This is a genomic window from Amycolatopsis sp. 505 (assembly GCF_031625235.1).
In the GTDB taxonomy this organism is placed as follows: domain Bacteria; phylum Actinomycetota; class Actinomycetes; order Mycobacteriales; family Pseudonocardiaceae; genus Amycolatopsis.
On sequence record NZ_JACKQP010000002.1, the window covers coordinates 440,537 to 462,441 of the forward strand.

The window sequence follows — 21,905 nt, forward strand, 5'->3', positions numbered from 1 at the left end:
ACATTTCCACTAACTGAAGAAGGTTGACTTTTCTTCTGCTAAGCCATGCTTGATTCGTAGTTTTATAGTTGGGTGAATTTGTATCGAGCTAGTTTGATCGGGTGAGATCCAGGCAACCTCGCTGCTTTCATTGCTGGTCCGAAGAGTCCCACTCACCTGTTTCGCGCGGAAGCAGATTGAAAACTCCTGCCGAACTTCTCCGTCATCGTAGGCGATGACGTGCCTCGGGTCTGAGTACAGTCCGATTACCCCCGTGACTTTGCACTCGATGCCTGTTTCCTCGCGGACTTCTCGGACCGCCGCCTCGGCCAGAGTCTCGCCGAGTTCCAGCTGGCCGCCTGGGATGGAGTACAGGCCGTTGTCGGTGCGCCTGATCATCAGGATCCGGCCATCGTCGTCCTGGATGAACGCAGATACCGCCACTGCGATGCTGTTGGCCTTCGGCGCGTTGGGGTCGTTGTAGTAGTCGACTCGGGTCATGATGCCTCCTAGAAGGTGGCCGGCTTGGCGAGGTTCCAGACGGATTCGAAGCTCTCCGAGTAGGTCTCGAAGAGGTCCCCGGCGGAGAGTCTCCGCAGCTGGAGGGAGGGGGCGTGGGCTCCCTGGAACCCGTACACGTGCGTGTTGATGATCATCTCGTCGTCGAATCGGAAGATTGAGTTGTAGAGCGTCGTGTTGTGGAACCGCATCTCCACACCGTCAACGCCAACCAACGGTCGGTAGGACGCCAGGGCGTTGCGGATGCGCGCCGCGAGCGTCCCGTCGCCTAACTGCTCTTCCTCGCCGCGCAGGGCGACGCTGTCTCCCTCGGGGTCTCCGAACGCGAGCCGGATTCGAGCGCCGGCCTCGGCCTTGGCTGCAAGGTCCTTGATGAACCGTGGGCGTTCCACCAGGAACAAGGCCGCGTGTACCAGGATCTCGACGGTCTCCGATGCTTCCTTGATCAGCCGGTCCCACAGCTCGACGGGGACGGCGTTGCGGTGCGGGAAGACCTGCACAAGCTCGGCGGCGGCCGTCTCGGCCTTGCGCTCCGGGGCCACGGAGTCCGGCCACAGGTAGGTCTCTGACTCGCGCGCCATGGCGGCGATCTTGTGCCGGTGCTTGGGGTAGGGCGTCCGGTTCTTGGTGATCCAGCGCTCGACGGTCTTCTGATCGACCCCGACGGCCTTGGCTACCTGCTCCAACGTCAGGCCGTTGCGCAGTAGCGCGTCACGCAGGCGTTCGTTCGGCATCGTCAACCCTTGGGACGTGTAGGGACGTCTTCGACGGTACCAGGGACGTCCCGAGATGTCCCGCCACGTGGTGATCACGTCCCGTGTTTTGGCGGAGTCTGGGTGTCAGGTCGCCGGGGCAGGCCCGGTGCCAGGACACCGAGGAGGTAGGCGTGACCATTGAAACCGCCGTCCGGCCGGCTGGCTTGGACAAGCGGGCGGTACCTCGCCGACGTGCGGCGTAGGCGCGGCGTGGCATGCGCGACACGGTTCAGATCCACGTCACGGCTGATCTGCCGATTCGTGTCAGGGCGCTGACGTACGCAAACCGCGCGGAAGTCCGGTTCGGCAAGGCGTTCCCGGTGGTCCTGCTCGTGGACTCCGACGCCATCGCCGTACTGCGGAGGGAACTGGACGAGGTGAGCGCAGCATTGGACGCCGCAGCGGCACGAGGCGGAGAACCGCCCGAAGAAACCAACTAACAGACGACACAAGGGATTCAGCATGGCTATCGACAAGGGACACCGGTTCGGGATCGACTTTGACGACGCGTTTCCGCAGGGCTTGGTGATGGTGGGCGAGGTGTCGCCGGACAACGAGTACCAGTCGCGGGAGGACCGGGCTGCCAACCGTCCGGTGCGGCAGCGGGTTGATGAGGTGACGGGTAAGCGGCAGTGGAAGGTGATGGTCACCGACCCGGCCGAGACGCGGGCGAAGCGGGCCTCGTTCGAGATCACCCTTCTCGCCGACGTGCAGCCGGTGCCGACCACGGCGGAGGCGTTGCCGGGGATGCGGCCGATCGAGCTGGACGGCCTGACGGCCGAACCGCGCGTGGCGGGGCAGGGTGAGTTCAAGTACCAGTCCTACGTGTTCCGTGCGACCGGGTTCAAGCAGGCCACCAGCAACGGGAAGCCGTCTCGGTCTGGTGGGGCCAGTGAGCCGGCGAAGGCGGCGTGACAGGGATGGGCTTCCGCGAGCGGGTCGAGGCGTGGGAGCAGGCGTATCGGGACTACATGGCGGCGTGGGAGCACGGTCGTGCGGTGCTGTCGCCGGTGAGTGCGACGAACACGGCGAATGCGGCTCGGCGGGTGTCGCGGGCGTGGCACGAGCTGGCGCAGGCGCGGGGGTTGCCGTGGTGGTGTGTGGCGGCGCTGGAGTCGGCGGCCGAGGGGTTCGCGGACTTGGCCCGGGAATGGGAACGACATGACGGCAACGTGGGACGGGCTGGGGCTGCGCTGGACGGTGGGCGCGGGTACCGAGGTGACGGTGGAGGAGACCGGGACGGGCGCATCGCATCCGCCGGTCCTGGTGCTGGCTGGTGGGCTGTGCGTGGTGACGCTGGTGCCGTCGGAGGATCAGACCGCCTGGGCGGGGTGCGCGGTGTTCCTTCGCCGGCTCCGCGACCACGCCGAGGAACTGGCGGCGCTGCTGGAAGCCCGCGCGGGGAGGAGTGACGGTGCGCAGGGGTGAGCCGAAGACGCTGCGGGACGCCCACGAGGTCGTGATGGACCGCCGGCCACCCAACGACGCGAACCCGTCGGTGTGGCTGGCGTTCCGCCTCGGCAACGCACGGCTCTACAAGGCCGTCGCGGACGTCGACCGGGGCCATCACCACGAGGCGCTGTACTGGGCCGGGTACGAGGAGCAGAAGGCGGGTGAGATCTCGGCGAGCCTTCAGGCGGAAGGGACGCCTGCTGATTAGTCACATATAGACGACCGAAAAGTCAACAGTACCAGCGAAAAACGCACGCCATGACGTGTGGCGATGAAACACGCCCTGATATGGGTGCGTGTGATCCGTTAAGGCGCAGAAGCGGAAACCGGCTACCAACCTTGCCGCTCCTGCGCTGTCCACAACCAGCGGAAGTGAACAATGACAACGCTAAACGACGACAACCGGCGGGCGTCAACGGGGGTCACCCGAACGCGCTGCGCCTCCTGTAAACGCTTCGCCAAACTCCTGCCCGGCGAGACCCAGTGCGCGCCCTGTCTGGGAATGCTGCCGCTGGACCTCGACGTGAAGCGGGGTGGTCGGTGATGTCTCCCGGCTTCGCGGTAGTGGCCCTCGCTGGGCTTGGGCTCGGTGTGTGGGTGCTGCACAAGGTCGGCCGTGCCCTGGCGTCGATTTTGGAAGCTCTGGCTGCGGCGGCCGTGGTGTTCGTGGCCCTGTGGTGGCTGTGCAAGGCGGTCGTGTGGATGCTCGCGCAGGTGGTGACGCGGTGGCGGACCAGCCTGGCCGTGGTCGCGGTCTACGCCTGGTGCGAGCTGGTCGGCTGGCTCTCCCTGGCGATCACCCTGGGCAGCGTCGCAGTCATCTTGGCCGCGTGGTGGGCGATCGACGCCGTTTCGTTCGATCAGTGGTGCGGGCGGTTCCTGCGCTCCTGGTGGTCCCGGTGGGCGGTGTACGGGCGGAAGCTGCCGGAGTGGCTGCACGCCTGCGGCCTGTCGGTGCGGGATGAGGCGCTGCCGGTGGTGGTGAACGTGAACCTCGTCGGTCGCCGACGCGCGCTGTCCCGCTCGACCTCTCCTCGCTCCGGCACCCGATTGCCCAAGGTGCTTGGCGTCCGCTCTGGTGCCTCCTGGGACGAGGTGCGGGTGGAGCTGGTGGCCGGGCAGAAGCCGGAGGACTTCGACGAGGCCGCCCGAGCGCTGGCTGTTGCGCGGAAGGTTGCTCGCTGCCAGGTCCGCGAGCTGGCTCCCAACGTCGTCTCGATCGACTTTCAGCGGCGCGACTTGCTCAGCGGCGGGGTGGCCGGCCCTCAGGTTCCGGACGGCGTCGACTCGACCGGCGTGGACCTGCGCAACGTCTGGGCCGGGCGGACCGAGTACGGCCGTGACTGGCGCGTCCCTCTGCTGGGCTCCGGTGCGCACTGCCTGACCGCCGGTGCCTCCGGGGCGGGCAAGAACAGCGTCATGTGGTGCCCGCTCGTGGCTGCTGCTCCGGCGATCCGGGCCGAGGTGGTGCGCATGTCCGGCATCGACCCCAAGGGCATGGAACTCGCGTACGGGCGCGGGATCTTCTCCCGCTACGCGGTCGGCGGGAAGGACGCGGTCGAGCTGCTTGACGACCTGGTGGAGGAGATGGAATCCCGCAAGCGCGCATTCGCCGGTCGGCTGCGCACGATTCCGGTGTCGACGGAGTATCCGTTGGAGCTGCTGGAGTTCGACGAGATCGGCGCGCTGACGAAGTACACCGACCGCAAGACGCGTGAGGCCATTGTGGAGCGCGTCGCGCTGCTGACGACGCAAGGTCGGGCGTTGGGGATCTCGGTCCGTGGCTACGTCCAGGAGCCCACGAAGGACACCGTCCCGGTGCGGGAGCTGTTCACCCGGCGGGTGTGCCTGCGCGTCACCTCGAAGACGCACGTCGGGATGGTGCTCGGTGACGGCGCGTACGAGCGAGGAGCGTGGGCCAACCGGATCGGTGACTCGGAGGCCGGCGTGGGCTACGTCTGGGGCGAAGGCATCCGCGAGCCGCTGCGCATCCGCGCGGGATGGGTCTCCGACGCCACGGTGAAGGCGCTGGAGGCGTACGTGACCAACGGGGGTGTCGCGGATCTGCGGCACGGCGGTGAGGGGGTGGCCGCGTGAACCGGCTGATGATCTTCCTCGACGCCATCCGCGATCACCTGGATTCGTATCAGCTGCCGCCGGCCGCGTCGGTCGACGTCAACGCCTGGTCCAGCCCGATCACGGTTCAGCTCGACGTCGATGGCCTGCCGGAGGTGTCACGGGCGTTGCTGGTGTGGACGCAGACGCTCGAGGACGTGTCGGCTCGGCTGTGGCGGCTGGTCGACGGGAGGTGGGTCCACCTGTCCATCACCGGCCGGACACCCTGCGGCATTCCGGTCCTGGTGTTCGGTGTCGTGCGGTTCAGCCCGAGCACGTTCCCGGACCTCCCGGCCGGGGCGAAGCAGGACATGCCCGTTTACCTGCTGCGTGGCTGGTCGACGCCCGGGGATGTGGCGGCCTGATGAGCGAGACACGCGCGGAGCGGATGCGGACGCCGCTGGCTGCTGACGTGATCCGGGCGACGGCGGAGAAGCACGGCGTCTGCGTCCGGCCGTTCACGATGGAGTTCGGTGACACGGAGACGGGCGAACTGCGCTACGTCCCGGTCCCGTGCGGCTCCACGGTGGAGTCGGTGTGTCTGCCGTGCGCGCGGAAGGCGAAAGCGCTGCGGCAGGCTCAGTGCCGCGAGGGCTGGCACATGACCGAAGAACCCGTCCTCACCGCCGAGCCGCCTTCGGAGGATCACAAGGAGCTGCTGACCTACCGGGCGGACCTGGTGGCGGCCTATCGGGAGGTGGTCGAGCACGACCAGGCGGAAGCGGAGGAGTTGCGGGAGGAGGTCGCCGGGGTTGATGCTGAACTTCGGCAACTCGGGATGCGTGGTCGGCTGCCCGCCCTCGACGTCCCGACCAAGCGGGCGGTGAAGCGGTCGACGAAGCGGCGGCAGGACGCGCCGAACCTGCCTCGTCGGAAGGTCGCGAAGACGACGGTCGGGCGGGAGTTCGCGGGGAAGTTCCGGCCGTCGATGTTCGTCACGCTGACCTGCGACACCTACGGGCCGGTCCGTGGCGACGGCTCGCCGGTCGATCCAAGTCGATATGACTACCGGCGGGCCGCCCGCGACGCGGTGCACTTCGCCGCGCTGGTGGACCGGTGGTGGCAGAACCTCCGCCGGGTCGTCGGCTGGGACGCGCAGTACTTCGCCACGGTGGAGCCGCAGAAGCGGACGGCTCCGCATCTCCACGCGGCGATCCGCGGGGCGATCCCGCACGACGTGATCCGGCAAGTCACCGAAGCGACCTATCACCAGGTCTGGTGGCCGTCGCACGACGAGATCGTTTACACAGATCGGCTGCCGGTCTGGGACCCGGATACCCGGGCGTTCTTGGACCCGGACACCCGCGAGCCGCTGACCACATGGGACAACGCCGTAGAAGAGGTGGAGGACCCGGCGCACGTGGTGACCTTCGGGCGGCAGGTGCACTCTAAGGGCATCCTCGGCGGCACCGAAGAGGCCGGCCGCCACATCGGCTACCTGACCAAGTACCTGACCAAGTCCACCGGTGAGGTGGTCGAGGCGGACACGGCACGGCTGCGGGATCACCACGACCGGCTACACGCCGAGCTGTCCGTGACCCCGTGCTCCCCTCGCTGCGCGGTCTGGCTGCTCTACGGGGTGCAGCCCAGGGGCGCGGGCAGCAAGACCACGCCGGGGCACTGCAAGGGACGGGCTCATCGCCGGACCACGCTCGGGCTGCCGGGACGTCGGGTGCTGGTGTCGCGCAAATGGTCGGGCAAGACCCTCGACGACCTTAAAGCCGACCGCAAGGCGTTCGTCACGCGGGCATTGGCGGCGATCGGGATCGAGAAGCCACAACCGGACCCGACCCGACTGGTATGGCGGAAGGTCGAGCCAGGCGACCCGCAGATCCCGCCCCGACCGCACTTGGTCATGCACGCGATCGCCGAGCGGATCACGTGGAAGGCCGAGTACGACCGGGCGCTACTAGCGGCCGCCGGACCACCAGGGGAGGGTCCGGAAACTTCGGCAACTCAGCTCGCAGCTTGACCAGGGGGAACCATGAACAACTTCGAAAGCACTGACCAGCTCTGGTCAGTTGAGGACGTCGCTGCCTATCTCCGCGTTCCGGTGAAGACGCTCTACCAGTGGAAGTGGCGAGGCGAGGGACCGCCGGTGAGCAAGGTTGGCCGGCACCTGCGGTACGACGCCGCGTCGGTCCGGGCCTGGGTGGCCGGGCTGGAGGCTGCCTGATGGGACACGTCCAGGACCGCTGGTACCGGCCGAAGAAGGACGACGCGGGCAAGGTCGTGCTCAACGGGCGCGGCAAGCCGGTGCTTGAGAAGACCGAGCTATTCGGTGTCGGGAAGCGCTACCGGGTGCGGTACGAAGATCCGACCGGTGCGGAGCGGAGCAAGTCTTTCGCGGACAAGCAGAAGCGCGCGGCCGACGACTTCCTGACCAAGGTCGAGCACGAGATGAACCAGGGCGTGTACACAGACCCTGAGGCGGGAAAGGTGCCGTTTCGGCAGTACGCGGACAAGTGGCTGCGCACGCAGACGTTCGAGGAGTCCACACGTGAGTCGGTCGGCGTCCGGCTCAAGAACCACATCTATCCCCACCTCGGGGACAAGTACCTGGACATGGTGAAGCCGTCGAGCATCCGGGAGTGGGACCGGGCGCTGCAGGACGGCAAGCTGGCCGCGAGCTACCGGCAGGTGCTCTTCGTCCACGTGCAAAGCATCTTCAACGCCGCGATCGATGACGAGTTGATCAGGAAGAACCCGTGCAACGCGTCGTCGGTGCGGAAGCCGGCCATTCCCGCGCGCAAGATCGTTCCGTGGACAACCGACCGGGTCCACGCCGTGCGCGACGCCATCTCCGAGCGGTACAAGGTCACGGTGTCCCTCGGTGCTGGCCTCGGTCTGCGGCAGGGTGAGGCGTTCGGCCTGACCCTCGATGACGTCGACTTCGACGAAGACATGGTGACGGTCCAGCGGCAGGTGAAGTTCGTCTACGGGAAGCCGTGCTTCGGACCGCCCAAGCGGGGCAAGATCCGCGAGGTTCCGCTACCGACGTCGGTCGCCCAGGACATTAGGGAACACGTCGCGAAGTTCCCGCCGATCGTCGTCACGCTGCCCTGGCAGCATCCCGGCGGCGAACTCGTCTCGGCGCGCGTGATCGTCTACACGCGGGACCGGACCGCCGTATCCCGTCCCGTTTACAACCAGTGGGCGTGGGGACCGGCCTTGAAGAAGGCGGAGGTTCCCCGGGTGAAGCGCGTCGACGGGTTCCACGCGCTCCGGCACTTCTACGCCTCGACGCTGCTCGATGCTGGCGAGTCCATCACCGCGCTCGCCGAACACCTCGGCCACAGCGACCCCGGGTTCACGCTGCGGACGTATACGCACCTCATGCCGTCAAGCAAGGACCGGGCCCGACGAGCGGTGGACGCAGTCCTGGCGTGACGACGAGTTCGCTTCGGCGAGGTCACTGCACCCCAAGATCGGTAACGATTGTCGAGTCTAGATCGACATATGCCTAACGAGATGCGACTGGAGGCCTCGCAAAAATGACCACAGATAAGGTTCGCAAATACATTACTGAATGGTCATTGGTCGTGACAGTCTCGGGATCTTTTGTTGGCCGACAACAGGAGCTTCAAAAGGCCAGCCTGACAGCCGACTTCGAGTCATGCCACCTATACTTGATAACAACGCGACCTCGGATGTCAATACGACCAGACAGTGTGCAAATTACCGAACATGAAATTCGCGGAACCCTGCGCCTTCAGCAAGGGGAGAGCTTCGATGAGTTCCCATTCATAACACCTCATCGGCTAACCGCAAGCGGGAAGCCTCCCTTCACATGGAAATCCGATTGGCCATACGAGGATTTCCGCATCGAAGACTCCGTCGGGAAAGTCATGTCAGCAGGAGTCGTAGGCCTACTCCATGCAATTATTCCAGGCTGGCCTTCAGTGGCAAAGGTTCACGAGATCTTATATATCGGTCAAGCATATGGAGGGTCCGGCGACCGCACGGCATGGGACCGTCTCAGGCATCACGAGACCGCGCAGCGGATCTTGGCTGAGACTCCGCCAGATCGGCAAGTCTGGATGACGATGGCATCCGTGACGGATCTCAACGTCGCACCCGAGATCGATCCACGCAATCCGACAGAAAAGACATCCGAAGAGGATGACGAGCACACCGCGAGAGTTTTGGAAGCGGTCGAATCTGCCGAGTTTTGGGAAAAACAGGCGGTTGCCCTCGGAGAAGCAGGTCTGATTCGCTATTTCCAGCCGAAGTACAACGATAGACTGAAATACAATTTCCCCGCAAAAAAGCAAGTCTCTCTTGATCAAGTTAGAGATTTAGATCTACACGGCCTCGTTGTCGAGTTCCAAGGCATAGCAGTTGACGGAATATATGGAACACAAACAATTAACCATTATTCTGAATTGCACTTCGCGGGTTTTAGCGTCCACCTCGATAAGGACCGCGAAGTCACCTTGACACTGGAAGCCACTAACAGCGCGTTCCCTACGATGCTTCCTTCGCCCCCAGAAGACTGACTTCCTCCCTGGAACACCGTGTCCTGCTGGCCGACCCCCTGACACGGCCTGATGACGGCCTAGCGGCATGATCTAGGTCATGAACCGCAGGTCAAGCGCGGTCCCATGCCTTGTACTACCAGTTCTGAACCTCGGAGCCATGACCGAACTGTCGAAAACCCCAGGGGTGATCCCGTATGTGGACAACCACAACGGCCCCCGCCGTCTCCTGACGGTGGAAATCCCCCACCTCGGCCACACCGTCCGCGCCTACGCCCCGATCGCGAGCATCGACGGCCGCCAGTACGTCGTCTCCTGGGGTTCGGTTTCCTTCGAGATCCCGGCCGACCGCAACGTCCACGTCAGCGTCCACCTGCAGACGAACAGCGGCCACGACCACACGATCACGCCGTTCGCCTCGACGATCCTCGGCCCCCACCCCGCGCCGGCCAGGCTGGTGGCCCAGTTCGCCCCCAGCCAGCGTCCCGAAGGCGTCCTCGTCCCCATCGCCTGAGCGAGCCGAAACACTGACCCGAACGGCTCAACCGTGACACCCTGACCGGGTGCTGACCACCCGCTACCTCTTCCTCACCCGCCACGCGGAGGCGGCCCGGGACGGAAGACTGACGGAAGCGGGTCGACGCCAGGCCGTCCTCCTCGGACGACGGCTCCGGGACGTGCCGGTGACGGCGATCCACCACGGCCCGCTCCTCCGCACCACCGAAACGGCCCACCTCATCGCGAGCCAGCTGCCCAGCGTCCCCGTCCACACCGAGAAGGCGGCAGGCGACTTCGTCCCGTACACGCCGAAGCGCGAGGAGCTCCCCGAGACCTCCGGCGACCTCCTGCTCGCCTTCGTCCGCCAATTCCCGCCCGCCGACGAAGAGCTCGCCGCCGAAGCCGAACGCCGGTTCAGCGGGCCCGTTCCCGGGGCCGAGCCGCGGTACGACGTGCTCGTCACGCACAACTTCCTCGTCGGCTGGCTCGTCCGCGCCGCGCAGGACGCCCCACCGTGGCGGTGGCTCACCCTGACCCACGCCAACGCCGGCCTCACCGTCATCCAGTACTCACCGGGACGCCCTGCGGCGCTGCTGACCTACAACGACCTGAGCCACCTCCCCGCCGGACTCCGCTGGACGGGCTTCCCGCCCGACTTTTACGTTCCGTAGTCGGCGACCACAAGAAGTGACCGCCGCGAAAATCGGCTCTCGCCCGAACGGCCCAGCGTGTCAGGATGCGCGGATGAATCCCGCGCCAACGCCGACGTCCGATCGGCTGAGCGACTACCTCGTGGCCGACGCCGTCGTCGATCACGGACACCCGTCGATCCGGGCGCTGGCCGGCAGCCTGCGTCCCGTGGACGGCGATCCCGTCGAAGCCGCGAAAACCGCGTTCCTCTTCGTGCGCGACGAGGTCGAACACGTCATCGATGCTGCCGACCCACGTGTCACCTGGCGGGCCTCGGACGTCCTGCGCGAGCGCGTCGGGATCTGCTACGCGAAGGCCCACCTGCTCGCGGCTTTGCTGCGTGCACAAGGGATTCCGGCCGGGTTCTGCTACCAGGAGCTCTCCGCGCTGCACGGGCTGAATGCCGTTCACCTGCACGGCAAGTGGTCCCGGCTCGACGCGCGCGGCAACCGCACCGGCGCCGGCGGCGAGTTTTCGCTCGACGCGGAAAAACTGGCCTGGCCGGTGGACACCGCCGCCGGCGAACGCGATCACCCGGAGATCCACCCGGCCCCCGCACCGGCCGTCGTGGATTTCCTGATGACGGTCGCACCGGGCCCCGGCTGGTACGAAAACGGCCTGCCCCGCACGCTTTGATCATGGTTTTCCGGCATTTTCGGAAAACCGGCCGATCCGGTAAATTATTGCCGAGAGTGACGTCTGTCCGTCAGTCCTGTCCCCCGAACTTCTTATTTCGCACACCCCGGGACGGGCGTAAAGTGACTCCCCGCGCTCGAACAGACACTTTACGCATACGTCCGTTCGGGTGGTTCGAGGGAGGTGAAGCACGTGGCCGCGGCTGGCGGACGCCTCCGCCGTACCCCACTGCAAGAGATCTTCTGGACCAGGACGAGCTTGCTCCTCACGGTGCTCGTCGTGGTCGCCGGCCTGAGCCTGTGGATCGCCGGCCTGATGGACCCCGGCACCGGGAAGAACCTGGTGACGTCGCTGGGCACCGGCACCCTGATCTCCGCGATCGTCGGGTTCGGCCAGACCCTGATCACCGCGAGCGCGTCGCAGAAGGCGCTCGTGACCCCGGTGATCGAGGAGAGCCGGCGCGCGCTGGAGGACCTGAGCGCCGAGTACCGCGCGCTGAACAAGGAGTTCTTCCCCACCGACGTCTTCGAGGCGACGACCGATCCCGACCCCGCGTTCAACCGCGCGCTGATGGCCGACCTCGACGCGACCCGGCAGTACTTCTTCCGCGGGTTCTCCGGCCGCCACGCGGCCGCCCGGCTGCTGCTTTCCCGCACCGAGCGGGAACTGCGGGCCGTGATCGCCGATCCGCGCGACGCGAGCGCGATCAGCGGGCGCGCCCGCTACCTGCTGCGCCGTGAGGCGGCCGACGCCGACTCCGAGCAGATCCAGAGCCGGCTCGACGAAGAGATCAAGATCGGGCTCGTCGGCCTCTTCCTGGCGCGCAGCCGCTGCGCGTCGGTCGACATCACCGTGGTCGCCGACCCGCCGCTGGACCGGCTCGAAATGTTCGACGACAGCGTGTGGGTGTCGCTCTACAGCGACGTCCGCGGCGCCACGAAGCTGTACCCGCGGTCCCTGCGGTTCACCGAAGGTTCCTTCCTCTACAACATGGAACGCGCCGAATTCGTGCGCGTCTCGCAGTCCCGGACCGGCCGCCACTTCCGCATCACGTCCGCGACGACGCGGACGGATTTCCTGGCGCTGTTCGAGAAGATCACCGGATCCCCGTTGTCCGAGGAGCAGTTCCGCGAGCTGGAGGGCAAGTTCCACGCCTTCCGCGCGGAGTTCTCCGCAGTCGCCGAGCTAGGGAGCTGACCTTGCTCACCCGCCTGTCCCCCCTGTCCGAACTGGCCACGCGCCTGCGCACGGCCGGATTCCCGCTCGCCGCGGACTGGCGCGCGGTCGACGGCTGGTTCCGGCCGTGGGCCGGCCAGTCCGGCCTGCGGGACGAACTGCGCACGCAGCTGCGCGCGCTGTCCACCGCGCAGGCCGCCAAGGTCCTGCGCTCGTCCCGGGAAACGACCACCCACTTCGCCTGGTGCCTGCTCGATTCGCCGTCCGACCCGTTTTCCTTCTGGCTGCACGAATACAAGGCGCAGCAGGACTGGCGGGAGGGGTACGCGGATTCCGTGCACAACCACAGATACCACTTCTGCACCACGATCCTCCGTGGTGACTACCTGCACGAACGGTACGAGACGACGATCGACGCCGGCACCGGGCTGATCACGTCCGCGCGGTTGCGCCGCCGGACGCTGTGCGGTGCCGGTGCCTGCGCCACCATGCTGGCCGACGAATTCCACCGGATCCCCGAAGCGGCCACCGGAACGATGACTTTCCTCGTGAAATCACGCCCGGTGAGCAGTTTCAGCTTGTCTTTCGACCCGGCCAGCGGAATCGGTCATCGTCACGTTCCGGTCGAGGTCCGATTGGGGGAATTGGCCGACCGCATCTAGCTACACACCGGCGTCAGCGGCGCTTACCATTACTCCACCCGTCTGAACCCCACGGCCGGGATGGGAGAGGTGTATGCGCACGCAGGAAAGCACGATCGACCACGTGATCGTCGGCGCCGTCGAGAATCGGGTGCACCGGCTCTGCCGGCAGTACGCCGACCGGCTGCAGTTCCACGGCTGGCACCACGTCAGTTTCGTCCGCGCGAAGGCGGCCGGTTTCGCCCGGCACAACGGCGCCGACGAGGCGGTGGTGGAGGTCGCCGCGCTGGTGCACGACGTCAACTACCTGGTGCTCCGGAACTCACCGGCCGCGGCGGGCCGCAGCCTGCGGCTGGAAATCCTCGCCGAATGCGGTGTCCCGCCGCGGATCGCGCGGTGGATCGACGAGATCGTCGACGAAGCCGAAATGGCCACCCGCGGCCGGGACATTTCGCTGGAAGCGCAGGCCCTGAGCGACGCGGACACGTTGTTCAAGGCGTTGCCGGTGACGCCGGTGGTGCTGGCGCACCGGTATTTGCGCGAGAACGGCCTGAGCTTGCGCGAGCTGGCCGACAAGATCGTCGGCGAGCAGTGCGACGTCCACGACGAGGGCTATTACTTCTACAACCCGGAGGCGGCGGCGACGTACTCCCATTGGGCGACGGCCAACCTGCAGCTGTGGCAGTGCATCAAGGAGGCGGTGGACGACCCGACGGTGGCGGAGCTGCTGGACGCGGTGGCGTCCTAGCCCTGCCCGTAGCCCCTCAGCCGTTCGACGACGTTCGCCACCTCGGGCGGCGGCAGCAGGCTGGGCCGGCCGGCGCTCTGGGCGAGCAGCCACACGCGGCAGGCCCATTCGAGCTGCTGGGCCCGGTGGTAGGCGGCTTCGAGGCCGTCGCCGTAGGTGAGGGTGCCGTGGTTGGCCATGAGGCAGCCGCGGCGTCCTTCGAGCGCCTCCAGCACGGCGGCCGCGAGCTCCGGCGTGCCGTAGGTGGCGTAGCGCGCAACGCGCACCGAGGGCCCGACGGTGGCGACGATGTAGTGGATCGGAGGAACCTCACGCACCAGGGTGGAGACGGCGGTGGCGTGCGGCGAGTGCGTGTGCACGACGGCGGTCACGGGCTCACCGTCGGGATCGCGGACGTCCCAGTAGACGGACAGGTGCATGGGGAGTTCGCTGGTCGGCTTGAGCGACCCGTCGACGACCTGCCCGCCGAGGTCGACGACGGGGATGTCGGCGGGGGTGAGGCTCGCGTAGGGAACCCCGGTGGGCGTGACGGCGACGAGGTCACCGGCCCGCATGGAGACGTTCCCGGAGGTGCCGACGACCAGGCCGTCACCGACCATCCGGCGCGCGTAAGCGCACACGGCGGCCCGCTCGGTCTCGAGGATCATGCGCAGGGTCCTGTCTCGTGGGTGATCGGCATCTGCAGACTGCCAGTCACCCCCGAGTGTCGGCCACCTCCCCGGCCGGGGGATTCACGCGCTGTGCCGGGCGGGCTGGGCCCCCGAAATCCGTGGACGACCCAGCCCGATGTGGACGACTAAGCCTTGGCCGGAGCCGCGGGAGAAGCCTTCGGCGCCGGAGCCGGCTTCCGCTCCCCGTTCGCAGCCGGAGCCGGAGCCGGCTTCTCGGCCGGAGCAGCGTCCTCCGGCGGTGCCAGCAAGCGCATGGCTTCCTTCACCGCCTCATCCGTCGCCGCGATTCGCTCGGCCACCTTCGCGCGCAGGTCCAGCGCGAGCTTCCGGTTCTGGTCCGCCGACGCCTGCGACGCCTGCGCCGAGGCCAGAGCCGCCTCCGTCTCCTGCTTCTTCCGCGCGAACTCCTCCTCGAAGGCCTTCTTCCGCGCGGCCAGCTCCTCCGCGGCGACCCGGTCCGCTTCCTCGCGCACAGCGGCCGCCGCCGCCTCGGCCGCCGCGTCCGCTTCCTTGCGCGCCCGCTCGGCCGCCGCCGCCTGCTCGACCCTCTTCGCCCCGGCCGCCGCGTTCAGCTTCTCGATCTCGCCCTTCGCCTCCGACAGCAGGCGCGCGCGCTCTTCCTCCGCGTCCTTCGCCAGCTTGTCGGCCGTGCGGCGGGTCTCGTGCGCGTACTTGTCCGCCTGGTCGCGGGTCGAGGCCGCGTCCGCCTCCGCCGCCGAGCGGAGGTCCGCGATCTCCTCCTCGGCGAGCTGCATCATCATCCGGACGCGCTCGGCCATCGCGCCCGCGCCGGACGGGCTCGAGCTCATCCTGGCCAGGGCGGCCTTCGTCTCGGCCAGCTCCTTCTGCGCGTAGGCGAGCGCTTTCGTCAGATCCGCGGACGTCGCGACGGCGTCGTCGCGGTTGCGGGACGTCTCGCGAAGCTCCTTGGTCAGCTCGGCGAGCCGCTCGTCTACCTGGCGCTGGTTGTACCCGCGGACACCCACGGCGAACTGGGCGGTCTTCGGGGCGGACTGGGGCTTCTCAGGCGCGACCATCGGGCCACCTTAATGAGCCGGGGACCTTCGATGCGTACCGCCAAAAGGATGCATCACGATTTCGGTAACCCGTCGTGACGCATGGCATTCCACCCCGGTCCGGCACCGAGCCGCTAACGTGCGCGCGTGGACTTCGGCACGCACTGGCAGGTGTACGTCACCATGCCGGTCATCGCGGCGCTGATCGGCTACGTCACCAAGCGCGTCGCCATCGAGATGATGTTCCGGCCGCTCGAGTTCGTGGGCGTCAAGCCGTTCCTCGGCTGGCAGGGCGTGCTGCCGGCAAACGCCGAGCGGATGGCGGCCACCGCCACCGAGATGCTGACGACCACCCTCGTCGACCCGAAGGAGATCTTCGCCCGTCTCGACCCGGCGGAGGTGGCGAAGGAGATCGAGCAGCCGCTGCTGCGGGTCGTCGAGGACGTCACCCGCGAGGTGATGGAGACCTACCAGCCGCGGCTGTGGGAGGTCCTGCCGAACAGCGCGCAGCAGCTGCTGCTCAAGCGCGTCCAGGCCGAGGCGCCGAAGGCGATCACCAAGATCATGCGGGAGATCGCCGGCAACATCGAGGACGTCCTCGACCTCAAGCACATGGTCGTGACCAACCTGGTCCGCGACAAGGCCCTGCTGAACCGGCTGATCCGGGACATCTCCCGGCCCGAGATGCGGTTCATCGCCCGCTCGGGCCTCGCGTTCGGGTTCGCCCTCGGCTGCGTCCAGCTCGTCGTGTGGGCGCTGACGAAGTCGCCGATCGTGCTGCCGCTGTTCGGCCTCGGCATCGGCTGGCTCACCGACTGGCTGGCCCTGAAGATGATCTTCCTGCCGCGCGAGCCGAAGCGGTTCTTCGGCCTCTACACCTGGCAGGGCGTCTTCCAGAAGCGGCGCGACCAGGTGGCCGCCGACTACGGCGACATGATCGCGCGCGAGATCATCACCATCCCGAACCTCCTGGAAGCGGTGCTGCGCGGCCCGAAGTCGGACCGGCTGTTCGCGCTGATCACCCGCGAGGTGCAGAAGACGATCGACGCGCAGGCGAGCGTCGTCAAGCCGTTCGTCGCCATGGCCGTCGGCACGAAGCGGTTCCAGGAGATGAAGCAGACGGCGGCGGCGAAGGCCGCGGAACGCGTCCCGGAGACGATCCGGCACGCCGAGGACTACGCGGTCAACGCCCTCGACGTGCGCAACACGATCGTCGACCGGATGAAGCGGCTGAGCGCACTCGAGTTCGAGCAGCTGCTGCGGCCGGCCTTCCGGCAGGACGAGTGGAAGCTGATCGCGGTCGGCGCGGTGATCGGCGGGCTCGTCGGGGAACTGCAGGTGCTCGCCCTGCTCGGGTAGCCGGTACGGTTTCGATCTCGGGATCGCGAGGAGGCCGGAATGGACGCTGTCCTGCACGACCTCGCCCTGCACTGGCCGCTCTACGCGGCGATGCCGTTCGTGGCCGCGCTGATCGGGTACGTCACCAAGCGCGTGGCCATCGAGATGATGTTCCGGCCCCTCGACTTCGTCGGGATCCCGCCGCTGCTCGGCTGGCAGGGCGTCGTCCCGAAACACGGCGGGCGGATGGCCGCGGTCGCGACCGAGCTGCTCACCGCGAACCTGCTCGACCTCCGGGAGGTGCTCGAGCGGATCGACCCCGTCATCATCACCAGCGAGCTCGAGCAGCCGCTGCTGCGCGCGGTCGACCACACCGCGCGCGAGGTGCTGGCCGAGCACCACCCGCGGCTGTGGGAGGTCCTGCCAACGCTGGCGCAGGAAATGCTGATCAAGCAGGTCCAGGCGTCGGCACCGCGGCTGGTCCGGGAGTTCCTGGACGACGTCCGCGAGAACCTCGACGAGGTCCTCGACGTCCAGCACATGACGGTCCAGCGGCTGACCCGGGACCGCGCGCTGCTGGTCCGGCTGATCCGCGAGACGTCCCGCCCGGAGATGGCGTTCATCGCCCGGATGGGGATCTACTTCGGGTTCGGACTCGGCTTGGTCCAGACGATCGTGTGGGCGTTCACCCGCGAGCCGTGGGTGCTGCCGGCCTTCGGCGGGGTCATCGGGCTGTGCACGGACTGGCTGGCGATCAAGCTGATCTTCGTCCCGCGCGAGCCGGTGCGGGTGGGCCGGGTGATCTTCCAGGGCAAGTTCCAGCGCCGCCGGGCCGAGGTCGCGCGGCAGTACGGCGAGCTGATCGCGAACGAGGTCCTCACGGTCCAGAACCTGCTGGACGCGATCCTGCGCGGCCCCCGCGCGGACCGCCTGGCCGCCCGGGTGGAGCACCTGGTGTCGGAAACGGTCGACGCGCAGGTGCCCCTGGCCTGGACGGTGGGCGGCACCCGGCTGAAGGAGATGAAGCAGGCCGCGGCGCGGAAGGCCCTGGAGCAACTGCCGGACACGGCCCGCTACGCCGAGGGCTACCTGACCGAGGCGATGGACGTCGCGAAGGTGATCGAGCAGCGGATGCTGGCGTTGACACCGCTGGAGTTCGAGGGCCTGCTGCGGCCGGCGTTCCGGCAGGACGAGTGGAAGCTGATCGCCGTCGGCGGGGTGATCGGGTTCGTGGTCGGCGAGCTGCAGATCCTGATGATGCTGGGTTAGGCCGCCGCGACCAGATCCGGGGCCGGGTCCACCGAACGGACCCGGGTCCGGCGGTCGCGCTGCCAGGCGAGCACCCGGCAGACCACGTAGATCAAGAACGAAATCGCCGTCACGAAGGCGCTCACCGGCAGGCCGGGCGCCAGGGACAGCACGATCCCGCCGATCGCCGACACCTCGGCGAACACCACCGACAGCACCGTCGCCTTCCACGGCGAGGCCGTCACGCGGGCCGCCGCGGCGGCCGGGGTCACCATCAGGGCCACCACCAGCAGCGAGCCGACCACCTTCACGCTCAACGCCGTCGAGACACCCACCAGCAGCGCGAACACCACGGTCAGCGTCTTCACCGGGACCCCGCGCGCCACCGCCACGTTCCGGTCCACCGAAGCGAACAGCAACGGCCGGTACACCAGGGCCAGCACCGCCAGCACCACCACCGACGACACCACGAACAACGTCAGGTTCGTCGAATCGATCGTGATGATCTGGCCCGTGAGGATGCCGAACTTGTTCCCCGACCGTCCTTTGTAGAACGACAGGAACAGCACGCCCATCCCGAGCCCGAAGGACAGGATCACGCCGATCACCGAGTCGCGGTCGGCGTCGCGCGCCCCCAGGATGCCCAGCAGCAGCGCCGCCACCACCGCGCCGATCAGCGCGCCGTACTCGACGCCGATGCCGAGCAGCAGGGCCGCCGCGCCGCCGGTGAAGGCCAGCTCGGACGTCCCGTGCACCGCGAACGACATCCGCCGCATCACGATCAGGGGGCCGAGCACACCCGCCACCAGGCCGAGGATCGCCGCCGCCAGCAGCGCCGTCTGGACGCCGTCGAGCTCGGTGATCAGCTCCCAGGTCTTGCCGAAGTCGAACAGATCCAAGACTCAGCCCACTTGCTCTTCGACGTCGTGTTCGTGGTGGTGCGGCTCCGCCTCGCACAACGCGCTCTGCGCGCCCGCGATGTGGATCTGGCCGCCGACCTTCAGCACCTCGACGCGGGTGCCGTACAGCTCCGACAACGTCTCCGTCGTCATGACCTCGTCCGGCTTGCCGATCCGGAACTGGCCGTTGACCAGGTACAGCACCCGGTCGACGAACGGCAGCACCGGGTTGATCTCGTGCGTCACGAACAGCACCGCCGTACCCGCCGTGCGCCGGCGGGCGTCGATCAGCTCGCTGATCGCGCGCTGGTGCGCCAGGTCGAGCGACAGCAGCGGCTCGTCGCACAGCAGCACTTCGGGGTCGCCGACCAGGGCCTGGGCCACCCGCAGCCGCTGCTGCTCGCCGCCGGACAGCCGGCCGACGGGCTGCTTCGCGTACCGCGTGGCCCCGACGGCGTCGATCGCTTCGGAAACGAGCCGGCGCCGGGCCGCGATGCCCGGGAACCCGAACCCCCAGCGGTGCCCGTCGAGGCCCAGCCCGACCAGGTCGACGCCGCGCAGCGTCAGCGACTCGTCGATCGCGCGCTGCTGCGGGATGTAGCCGACCTTGCGGTTCGCGCCGCCCGGGCGGCCGCCCGCGATCTCGACCGTGCCCGCCGACAGGTCCTGCATGCCGAGCAGCGCCTTGAGGAAGCTGCTCTTGCCGGAACCGTTCGGGCCGAGCACGGCGAGGAACTCGCCCGGCTCGACGACGAGGTCCAGCCCGGACCAGAGGGTGCGCGGGCCGAACGCGAGGCCCGCCCCGCGGACCCGGACCGCGGGGCGTACGTCATCGGAGGCGGGAGACATGCCTACTTCAACGCCCCAGCCAGCTCGTCGACTTCCCCGGTCATCCAGCCAATGTAGTCCGTCACACCCGCGGGGAGCGTTTCGGTCACGCCGACCACGCCGAGCCCGGCCTCCTTCGCCTGCTTGACGACGTCCTGGGTCAGCGGCGTCACGGTCTGCTCGTTGTTGACCAGCGCCTTGACCTGCTTGGTCGCGATCAGCTGCTTGTACGCGCTGACGGCGTCGGCCGGGACGTCGGTGTCGTTCTCCACCGCGTCCGAGAACGCCTTGGGCGTCGCGTCGGTGATCTTCGCGCTCGCCAGCAGGTAGTGCGCGACCGGCTCGGTGACGACGACCTTCGTCCCCGAGTGGGTGGTCCCGAGCTCTTCGAGCCGCTTCTCGAGCGCGTCGACCTTCGCCTTGAACGCCGCCGCGTTGTCGGTGAACTGCTGCTTGGCCGCCGGCTTGAGCTCGCCGAGCTGCGCGGCGAGCTGGTCGGCGACCTTGTCGACGCCCGGCAGGTCGTACCAGACGTGCTCGTTCTCGTCGCCGGTCGCGGCGATGTCGTAGGCGACGAGCTTCTTCGCGCTCCCCGCCTGCTCGGTGAGCTTGCCGAAGAACTCGTCGTAGCCGCCGCCGTTGGACAGCAGCAGCTGCGCGCCCTTCGCCGCGAGGGCGTCGTCCGCCGTCGTCTCGTACGAGTGCGGGTCGGCCGACGGGTCGTGGATGATCGACTTGACCTCGACGTTCTCGCCGCCGACGGCGGTGACCACGCTGCCCCAGACGTCCGTCGAGGCGACGACCTTGACCTTGCCGTCGCCGCCCGCCTGCGCGCCGCCGCCGTCGGAGGACGTCCCGCCGGAGCACGCGGCCAAGGCGAACACGGACAGAGCCGAAGCGGCGGCGAGCACGCTCCTGGTGCGACGGGAACTCATGCGGGGACTCCTGAAGACGCTAATGGAAACCGTTGTCAGATTCACCTTACCCCATCCGGATGACTTTCTGGCCATCAGATCCCGCTTTGGTGTATGCGTCTCCACGCATGCGGATCGAGACATCGACCACGCGGGGTGTCTCTTCAGGAAACCGATCTGAACCGTTACGGTTTGCAGATGGGCCGTCCTATTCGCACCCGGAGGCAGGCGACGCTGGCGTCGCTCGCGGCGGAGCTCGGTGTGTCCAGGACCACGGTGTCCAACGCCTACAACCGGCCGGACCAGCTGTCCCCGGAACTGCGCCGCCGCGTCCTCGAGACCGCGCGGCGCCTCGGCTACCCCGGCCCCGACCCGGTCGCCCGCTCCCTGCGCACGCGCAAGGCGGGCGCGGTCGGGCTGCTGCTCACCGAGAACCTCTCCTACGCGTTCCGCGACCCCGCCGCCGTCGGTGTCCTCGAAGGACTGGCGCTGGCCTGCGAAGACGCCGGCGTCGGCCTGCACCTGGTGCCGGCCAGCCCGGGCCGGGAAGACGTCGCCGCGGTGCACCGCGCGGGCGTCGACGGCTTCGTCGTCTATTCGGTGCCGGACGACGACCCGCACCTGGCCGCCGTGCTGGAGCGCCCGGTGCCGACGGTGATCATCGACCAGCCGAGCCTCGAGGGCATCGACCGCGTCGGCCCGGACGACGCCGCGGCCGTCGGCAAGATCGCCGAGCACCTGGTGACGCTGGGCCACCGGCAGGTCGGCGTCATCTGCATGCGCCTGGCCCGCGAGCGCAACGACGACTTCGTCTCCGCGACGCGGCAGAGCGGCGCGCACTTCCACGTCCAGCGCACCCGGCTGGAAGCGCTCGCCGTGGCGTTCTCGGCGGCGGGCGTCGATTGGGCGGGCGTCCCGGTGGTCGAGCGGTTCGACCACACGGTGGACGACGGCGCGTCCGCGGCCCGCCAGCTGCTGGACGCCTACCCCCAGATCACGGCCGTGATCTGCACCTCCGACATCCTCGCGCTCGGCGCCATGGCCGAGGCCGAGCGGCGCGGGCTGCGGGTGCCGCAGGACCTGACGGTGACCGGCTTCGACGGCATCGCCGAAGCCGAGCGGATCGGGCTCACCACGGTCCACCAGCCGGTGCTGGAGAAGGGCAAGACGGCCGGGCGGCTGCTGCTCAGCTCGGGCGAACGCAGCGCGCCGAAGGTGATCACCCTGCCGACCGAGCTGCGCGTCGGGCGCACGTCGGGCCCGCCGCGGACCGTCGACGAGCCGTGGTTCGGCGGATGACCTGG

At 68.0% G+C, this 21,905-nt stretch carries 26 protein-coding genes; 19 read left to right on the forward strand and 7 right to left on the reverse strand.

All coding sequences use genetic code 11. The features are described from left to right. Positions 1-9: 9 nt before the first annotated feature. Both H5965_RS09045 and H5965_RS09050 read right to left on the reverse strand, forming a co-directional pair. Positions 10-480: an NUDIX domain-containing protein gene (locus H5965_RS09045; protein WP_310968976.1), complete on the reverse strand. Its 471-nt coding sequence runs from the start codon at positions 478-480 to the stop codon at positions 10-12. An 8-nt stretch (positions 481-488) separates the two neighbouring features. Further along, on the reverse strand, positions 489-1,232 hold the full coding sequence (locus H5965_RS09050) for a DUF5919 domain-containing protein (RefSeq protein ID WP_310968977.1): 744 nt from the start codon (positions 1,230-1,232) through the stop codon (positions 489-491). A 236-nt stretch (positions 1,233-1,468) separates the two neighbouring features. On the opposite strand from H5965_RS09050, the gene H5965_RS09055 reads away from it, so the two are divergent. The 16 genes from H5965_RS09055 (at position 1,469) to H5965_RS09130 (ending at position 13,687) form a co-directional block, all read left to right on the forward strand. Further along, the gene (locus H5965_RS09055; RefSeq protein ID WP_072476542.1) at positions 1,469-1,693 is read left to right on the forward strand and encodes a hypothetical protein; all 225 of its coding nucleotides are present in this window, start codon (positions 1,469-1,471) and stop codon (positions 1,691-1,693) included. A 22-nt stretch (positions 1,694-1,715) separates the two neighbouring features. Continuing rightward, positions 1,716-2,168: a hypothetical protein gene (locus H5965_RS09060; protein ID WP_310968978.1), complete on the forward strand. Its 453-nt coding sequence runs from the start codon at positions 1,716-1,718 to the stop codon at positions 2,166-2,168. A gap of 246 nt (positions 2,169-2,414) precedes the next feature. Continuing rightward, entirely contained in the window at positions 2,415-2,681 is a 267-nt protein-coding gene (locus H5965_RS09065; protein ID WP_310968979.1) for a hypothetical protein, read from the forward strand. Next, positions 2,662-2,913 (forward strand): AMED_5909 family protein, encoded by a 252-nt coding sequence (locus tag H5965_RS09070; RefSeq protein WP_310968982.1) that lies wholly within the window; start codon positions 2,662-2,664, stop codon positions 2,911-2,913. The genes H5965_RS09065 and H5965_RS09070 overlap by 20 nt, the downstream gene beginning before the upstream one ends. Before the next feature lie 335 nt (positions 2,914-3,248). Further along, complete coding sequence (locus tag H5965_RS09075; protein ID WP_310969666.1) at positions 3,249-4,802, forward strand: FtsK/SpoIIIE domain-containing protein; 1,554 nt, start codon at positions 3,249-3,251, stop codon at positions 4,800-4,802. Further along, on the forward strand, positions 4,799-5,185 hold the full coding sequence (locus H5965_RS09080) for a hypothetical protein (RefSeq protein WP_310968984.1): 387 nt from the start codon (positions 4,799-4,801) through the stop codon (positions 5,183-5,185). Before H5965_RS09075 ends, H5965_RS09080 begins: the two co-directional genes overlap by 4 nt. Then, on the forward strand, positions 5,185-6,792 hold the full coding sequence (locus H5965_RS09085; protein WP_310968986.1) for a replication initiator: 1,608 nt from the start codon (positions 5,185-5,187) through the stop codon (positions 6,790-6,792). The genes H5965_RS09080 and H5965_RS09085 overlap by 1 nt, the downstream gene beginning before the upstream one ends. Before the next feature lie 12 nt (positions 6,793-6,804). Beyond that, a complete protein-coding gene (locus tag H5965_RS09090; RefSeq protein ID WP_310968988.1) occupies positions 6,805-6,996 on the forward strand; it encodes a helix-turn-helix domain-containing protein in 192 nt (63 codons plus the stop codon). Beyond that, positions 6,996-8,210 carry a site-specific integrase gene (locus tag H5965_RS09095; protein ID WP_310968990.1) on the forward strand — a complete coding sequence of 405 codons (1,215 nt, stop codon included), beginning with the start codon at positions 6,996-6,998 and terminating at the stop codon, positions 8,208-8,210. The genes H5965_RS09090 and H5965_RS09095 overlap by 1 nt, the downstream gene beginning before the upstream one ends. Positions 8,211-8,875: 665 nt before the next feature. Further along, a complete protein-coding gene (locus H5965_RS09100) occupies positions 8,876-9,319 on the forward strand; it encodes a hypothetical protein (protein ID WP_310968991.1) in 444 nt (147 codons plus the stop codon). A 139-nt stretch (positions 9,320-9,458) separates the two neighbouring features. Continuing rightward, positions 9,459-9,812, forward strand: coding sequence for a hypothetical protein (locus H5965_RS09105; RefSeq protein ID WP_310968992.1), 354 nt, complete (start codon positions 9,459-9,461; stop codon positions 9,810-9,812). A 49-nt stretch (positions 9,813-9,861) separates the two neighbouring features. Continuing rightward, positions 9,862-10,467, forward strand: coding sequence for a histidine phosphatase family protein (locus H5965_RS09110; protein ID WP_310968994.1), 606 nt, complete (start codon positions 9,862-9,864; stop codon positions 10,465-10,467). A gap of 73 nt (positions 10,468-10,540) precedes the next feature. Beyond that, the gene (locus H5965_RS09115) at positions 10,541-11,122 is read left to right on the forward strand and encodes a transglutaminase domain-containing protein (RefSeq protein WP_310969667.1); all 582 of its coding nucleotides are present in this window, start codon (positions 10,541-10,543) and stop codon (positions 11,120-11,122) included. Between the two features lie 258 nt (positions 11,123-11,380). Next, positions 11,381-12,319 (forward strand): hypothetical protein, encoded by a 939-nt coding sequence (locus tag H5965_RS09120; RefSeq protein ID WP_310968995.1) that lies wholly within the window; start codon positions 11,381-11,383, stop codon positions 12,317-12,319. A 2-nt stretch (positions 12,320-12,321) separates the two neighbouring features. Next, positions 12,322-12,960 (forward strand): hypothetical protein, encoded by a 639-nt coding sequence (locus tag H5965_RS09125; RefSeq protein ID WP_310968996.1) that lies wholly within the window; start codon positions 12,322-12,324, stop codon positions 12,958-12,960. A 73-nt stretch (positions 12,961-13,033) separates the two neighbouring features. Then, positions 13,034-13,687, forward strand: coding sequence for an HD family phosphohydrolase (locus H5965_RS09130; RefSeq protein WP_310968997.1), 654 nt, complete (start codon positions 13,034-13,036; stop codon positions 13,685-13,687). On the opposite strand, the gene H5965_RS09135 is transcribed toward H5965_RS09130, so the two are convergent. Beyond that, on the reverse strand, positions 13,684-14,334 hold the full coding sequence (locus H5965_RS09135) for a class II aldolase/adducin family protein (protein ID WP_310968999.1): 651 nt from the start codon (positions 14,332-14,334) through the stop codon (positions 13,684-13,686). The two genes, H5965_RS09130 and H5965_RS09135, sit on opposite strands and share 4 nt — an antisense overlap. Before the next feature lie 149 nt (positions 14,335-14,483). Further along, entirely contained in the window at positions 14,484-15,395 is a 912-nt protein-coding gene (locus tag H5965_RS09140) for a hypothetical protein (RefSeq protein ID WP_310969001.1), read from the reverse strand. Between the two features lie 162 nt (positions 15,396-15,557). Between H5965_RS09140 and H5965_RS09145 the strand changes: the two genes are divergently transcribed. After that, positions 15,558-16,733 carry a DUF445 family protein gene (locus H5965_RS09145; protein WP_310969668.1) on the forward strand — a complete coding sequence of 392 codons (1,176 nt, stop codon included), beginning with the start codon at positions 15,558-15,560 and terminating at the stop codon, positions 16,731-16,733. A 39-nt stretch (positions 16,734-16,772) separates the two neighbouring features. Continuing rightward, positions 16,773-17,981 carry a DUF445 domain-containing protein gene (locus tag H5965_RS09150; protein WP_310969002.1) on the forward strand — a complete coding sequence of 403 codons (1,209 nt, stop codon included), beginning with the start codon at positions 16,773-16,775 and terminating at the stop codon, positions 17,979-17,981. On the opposite strand, the gene H5965_RS09155 is transcribed toward H5965_RS09150, so the two are convergent. Genes H5965_RS09155 through H5965_RS09165 form a run of 3 tightly spaced genes read right to left on the reverse strand, consistent with a single transcriptional unit; the run spans position 17,978 to position 20,622 of the window. Then, the gene (locus H5965_RS09155; RefSeq protein WP_310969003.1) at positions 17,978-18,859 is read right to left on the reverse strand and encodes a metal ABC transporter permease; all 882 of its coding nucleotides are present in this window, start codon (positions 18,857-18,859) and stop codon (positions 17,978-17,980) included. The genes H5965_RS09150 and H5965_RS09155 overlap by 4 nt on opposite strands. 3 nt (positions 18,860-18,862) lie before the next feature. Continuing rightward, complete coding sequence (locus H5965_RS09160) at positions 18,863-19,708, reverse strand: metal ABC transporter ATP-binding protein (protein ID WP_310969005.1); 846 nt, start codon at positions 19,706-19,708, stop codon at positions 18,863-18,865. 2 nt (positions 19,709-19,710) lie between these two features. After that, positions 19,711-20,622, reverse strand: a complete 912-nt coding sequence (locus H5965_RS09165; protein WP_310969006.1) for a metal ABC transporter solute-binding protein, Zn/Mn family — start codon at positions 20,620-20,622, stop codon at positions 19,711-19,713. Positions 20,623-20,799: 177 nt separating this feature from the next. Here H5965_RS09165 and H5965_RS09170 point away from each other — a divergent pair, with 177 nt between their 5' ends. Continuing rightward, complete coding sequence (locus tag H5965_RS09170) at positions 20,800-21,900, forward strand: LacI family DNA-binding transcriptional regulator (RefSeq protein ID WP_310969008.1); 1,101 nt, start codon at positions 20,800-20,802, stop codon at positions 21,898-21,900. Positions 21,901-21,905: the final 5 nt, after the last annotated feature.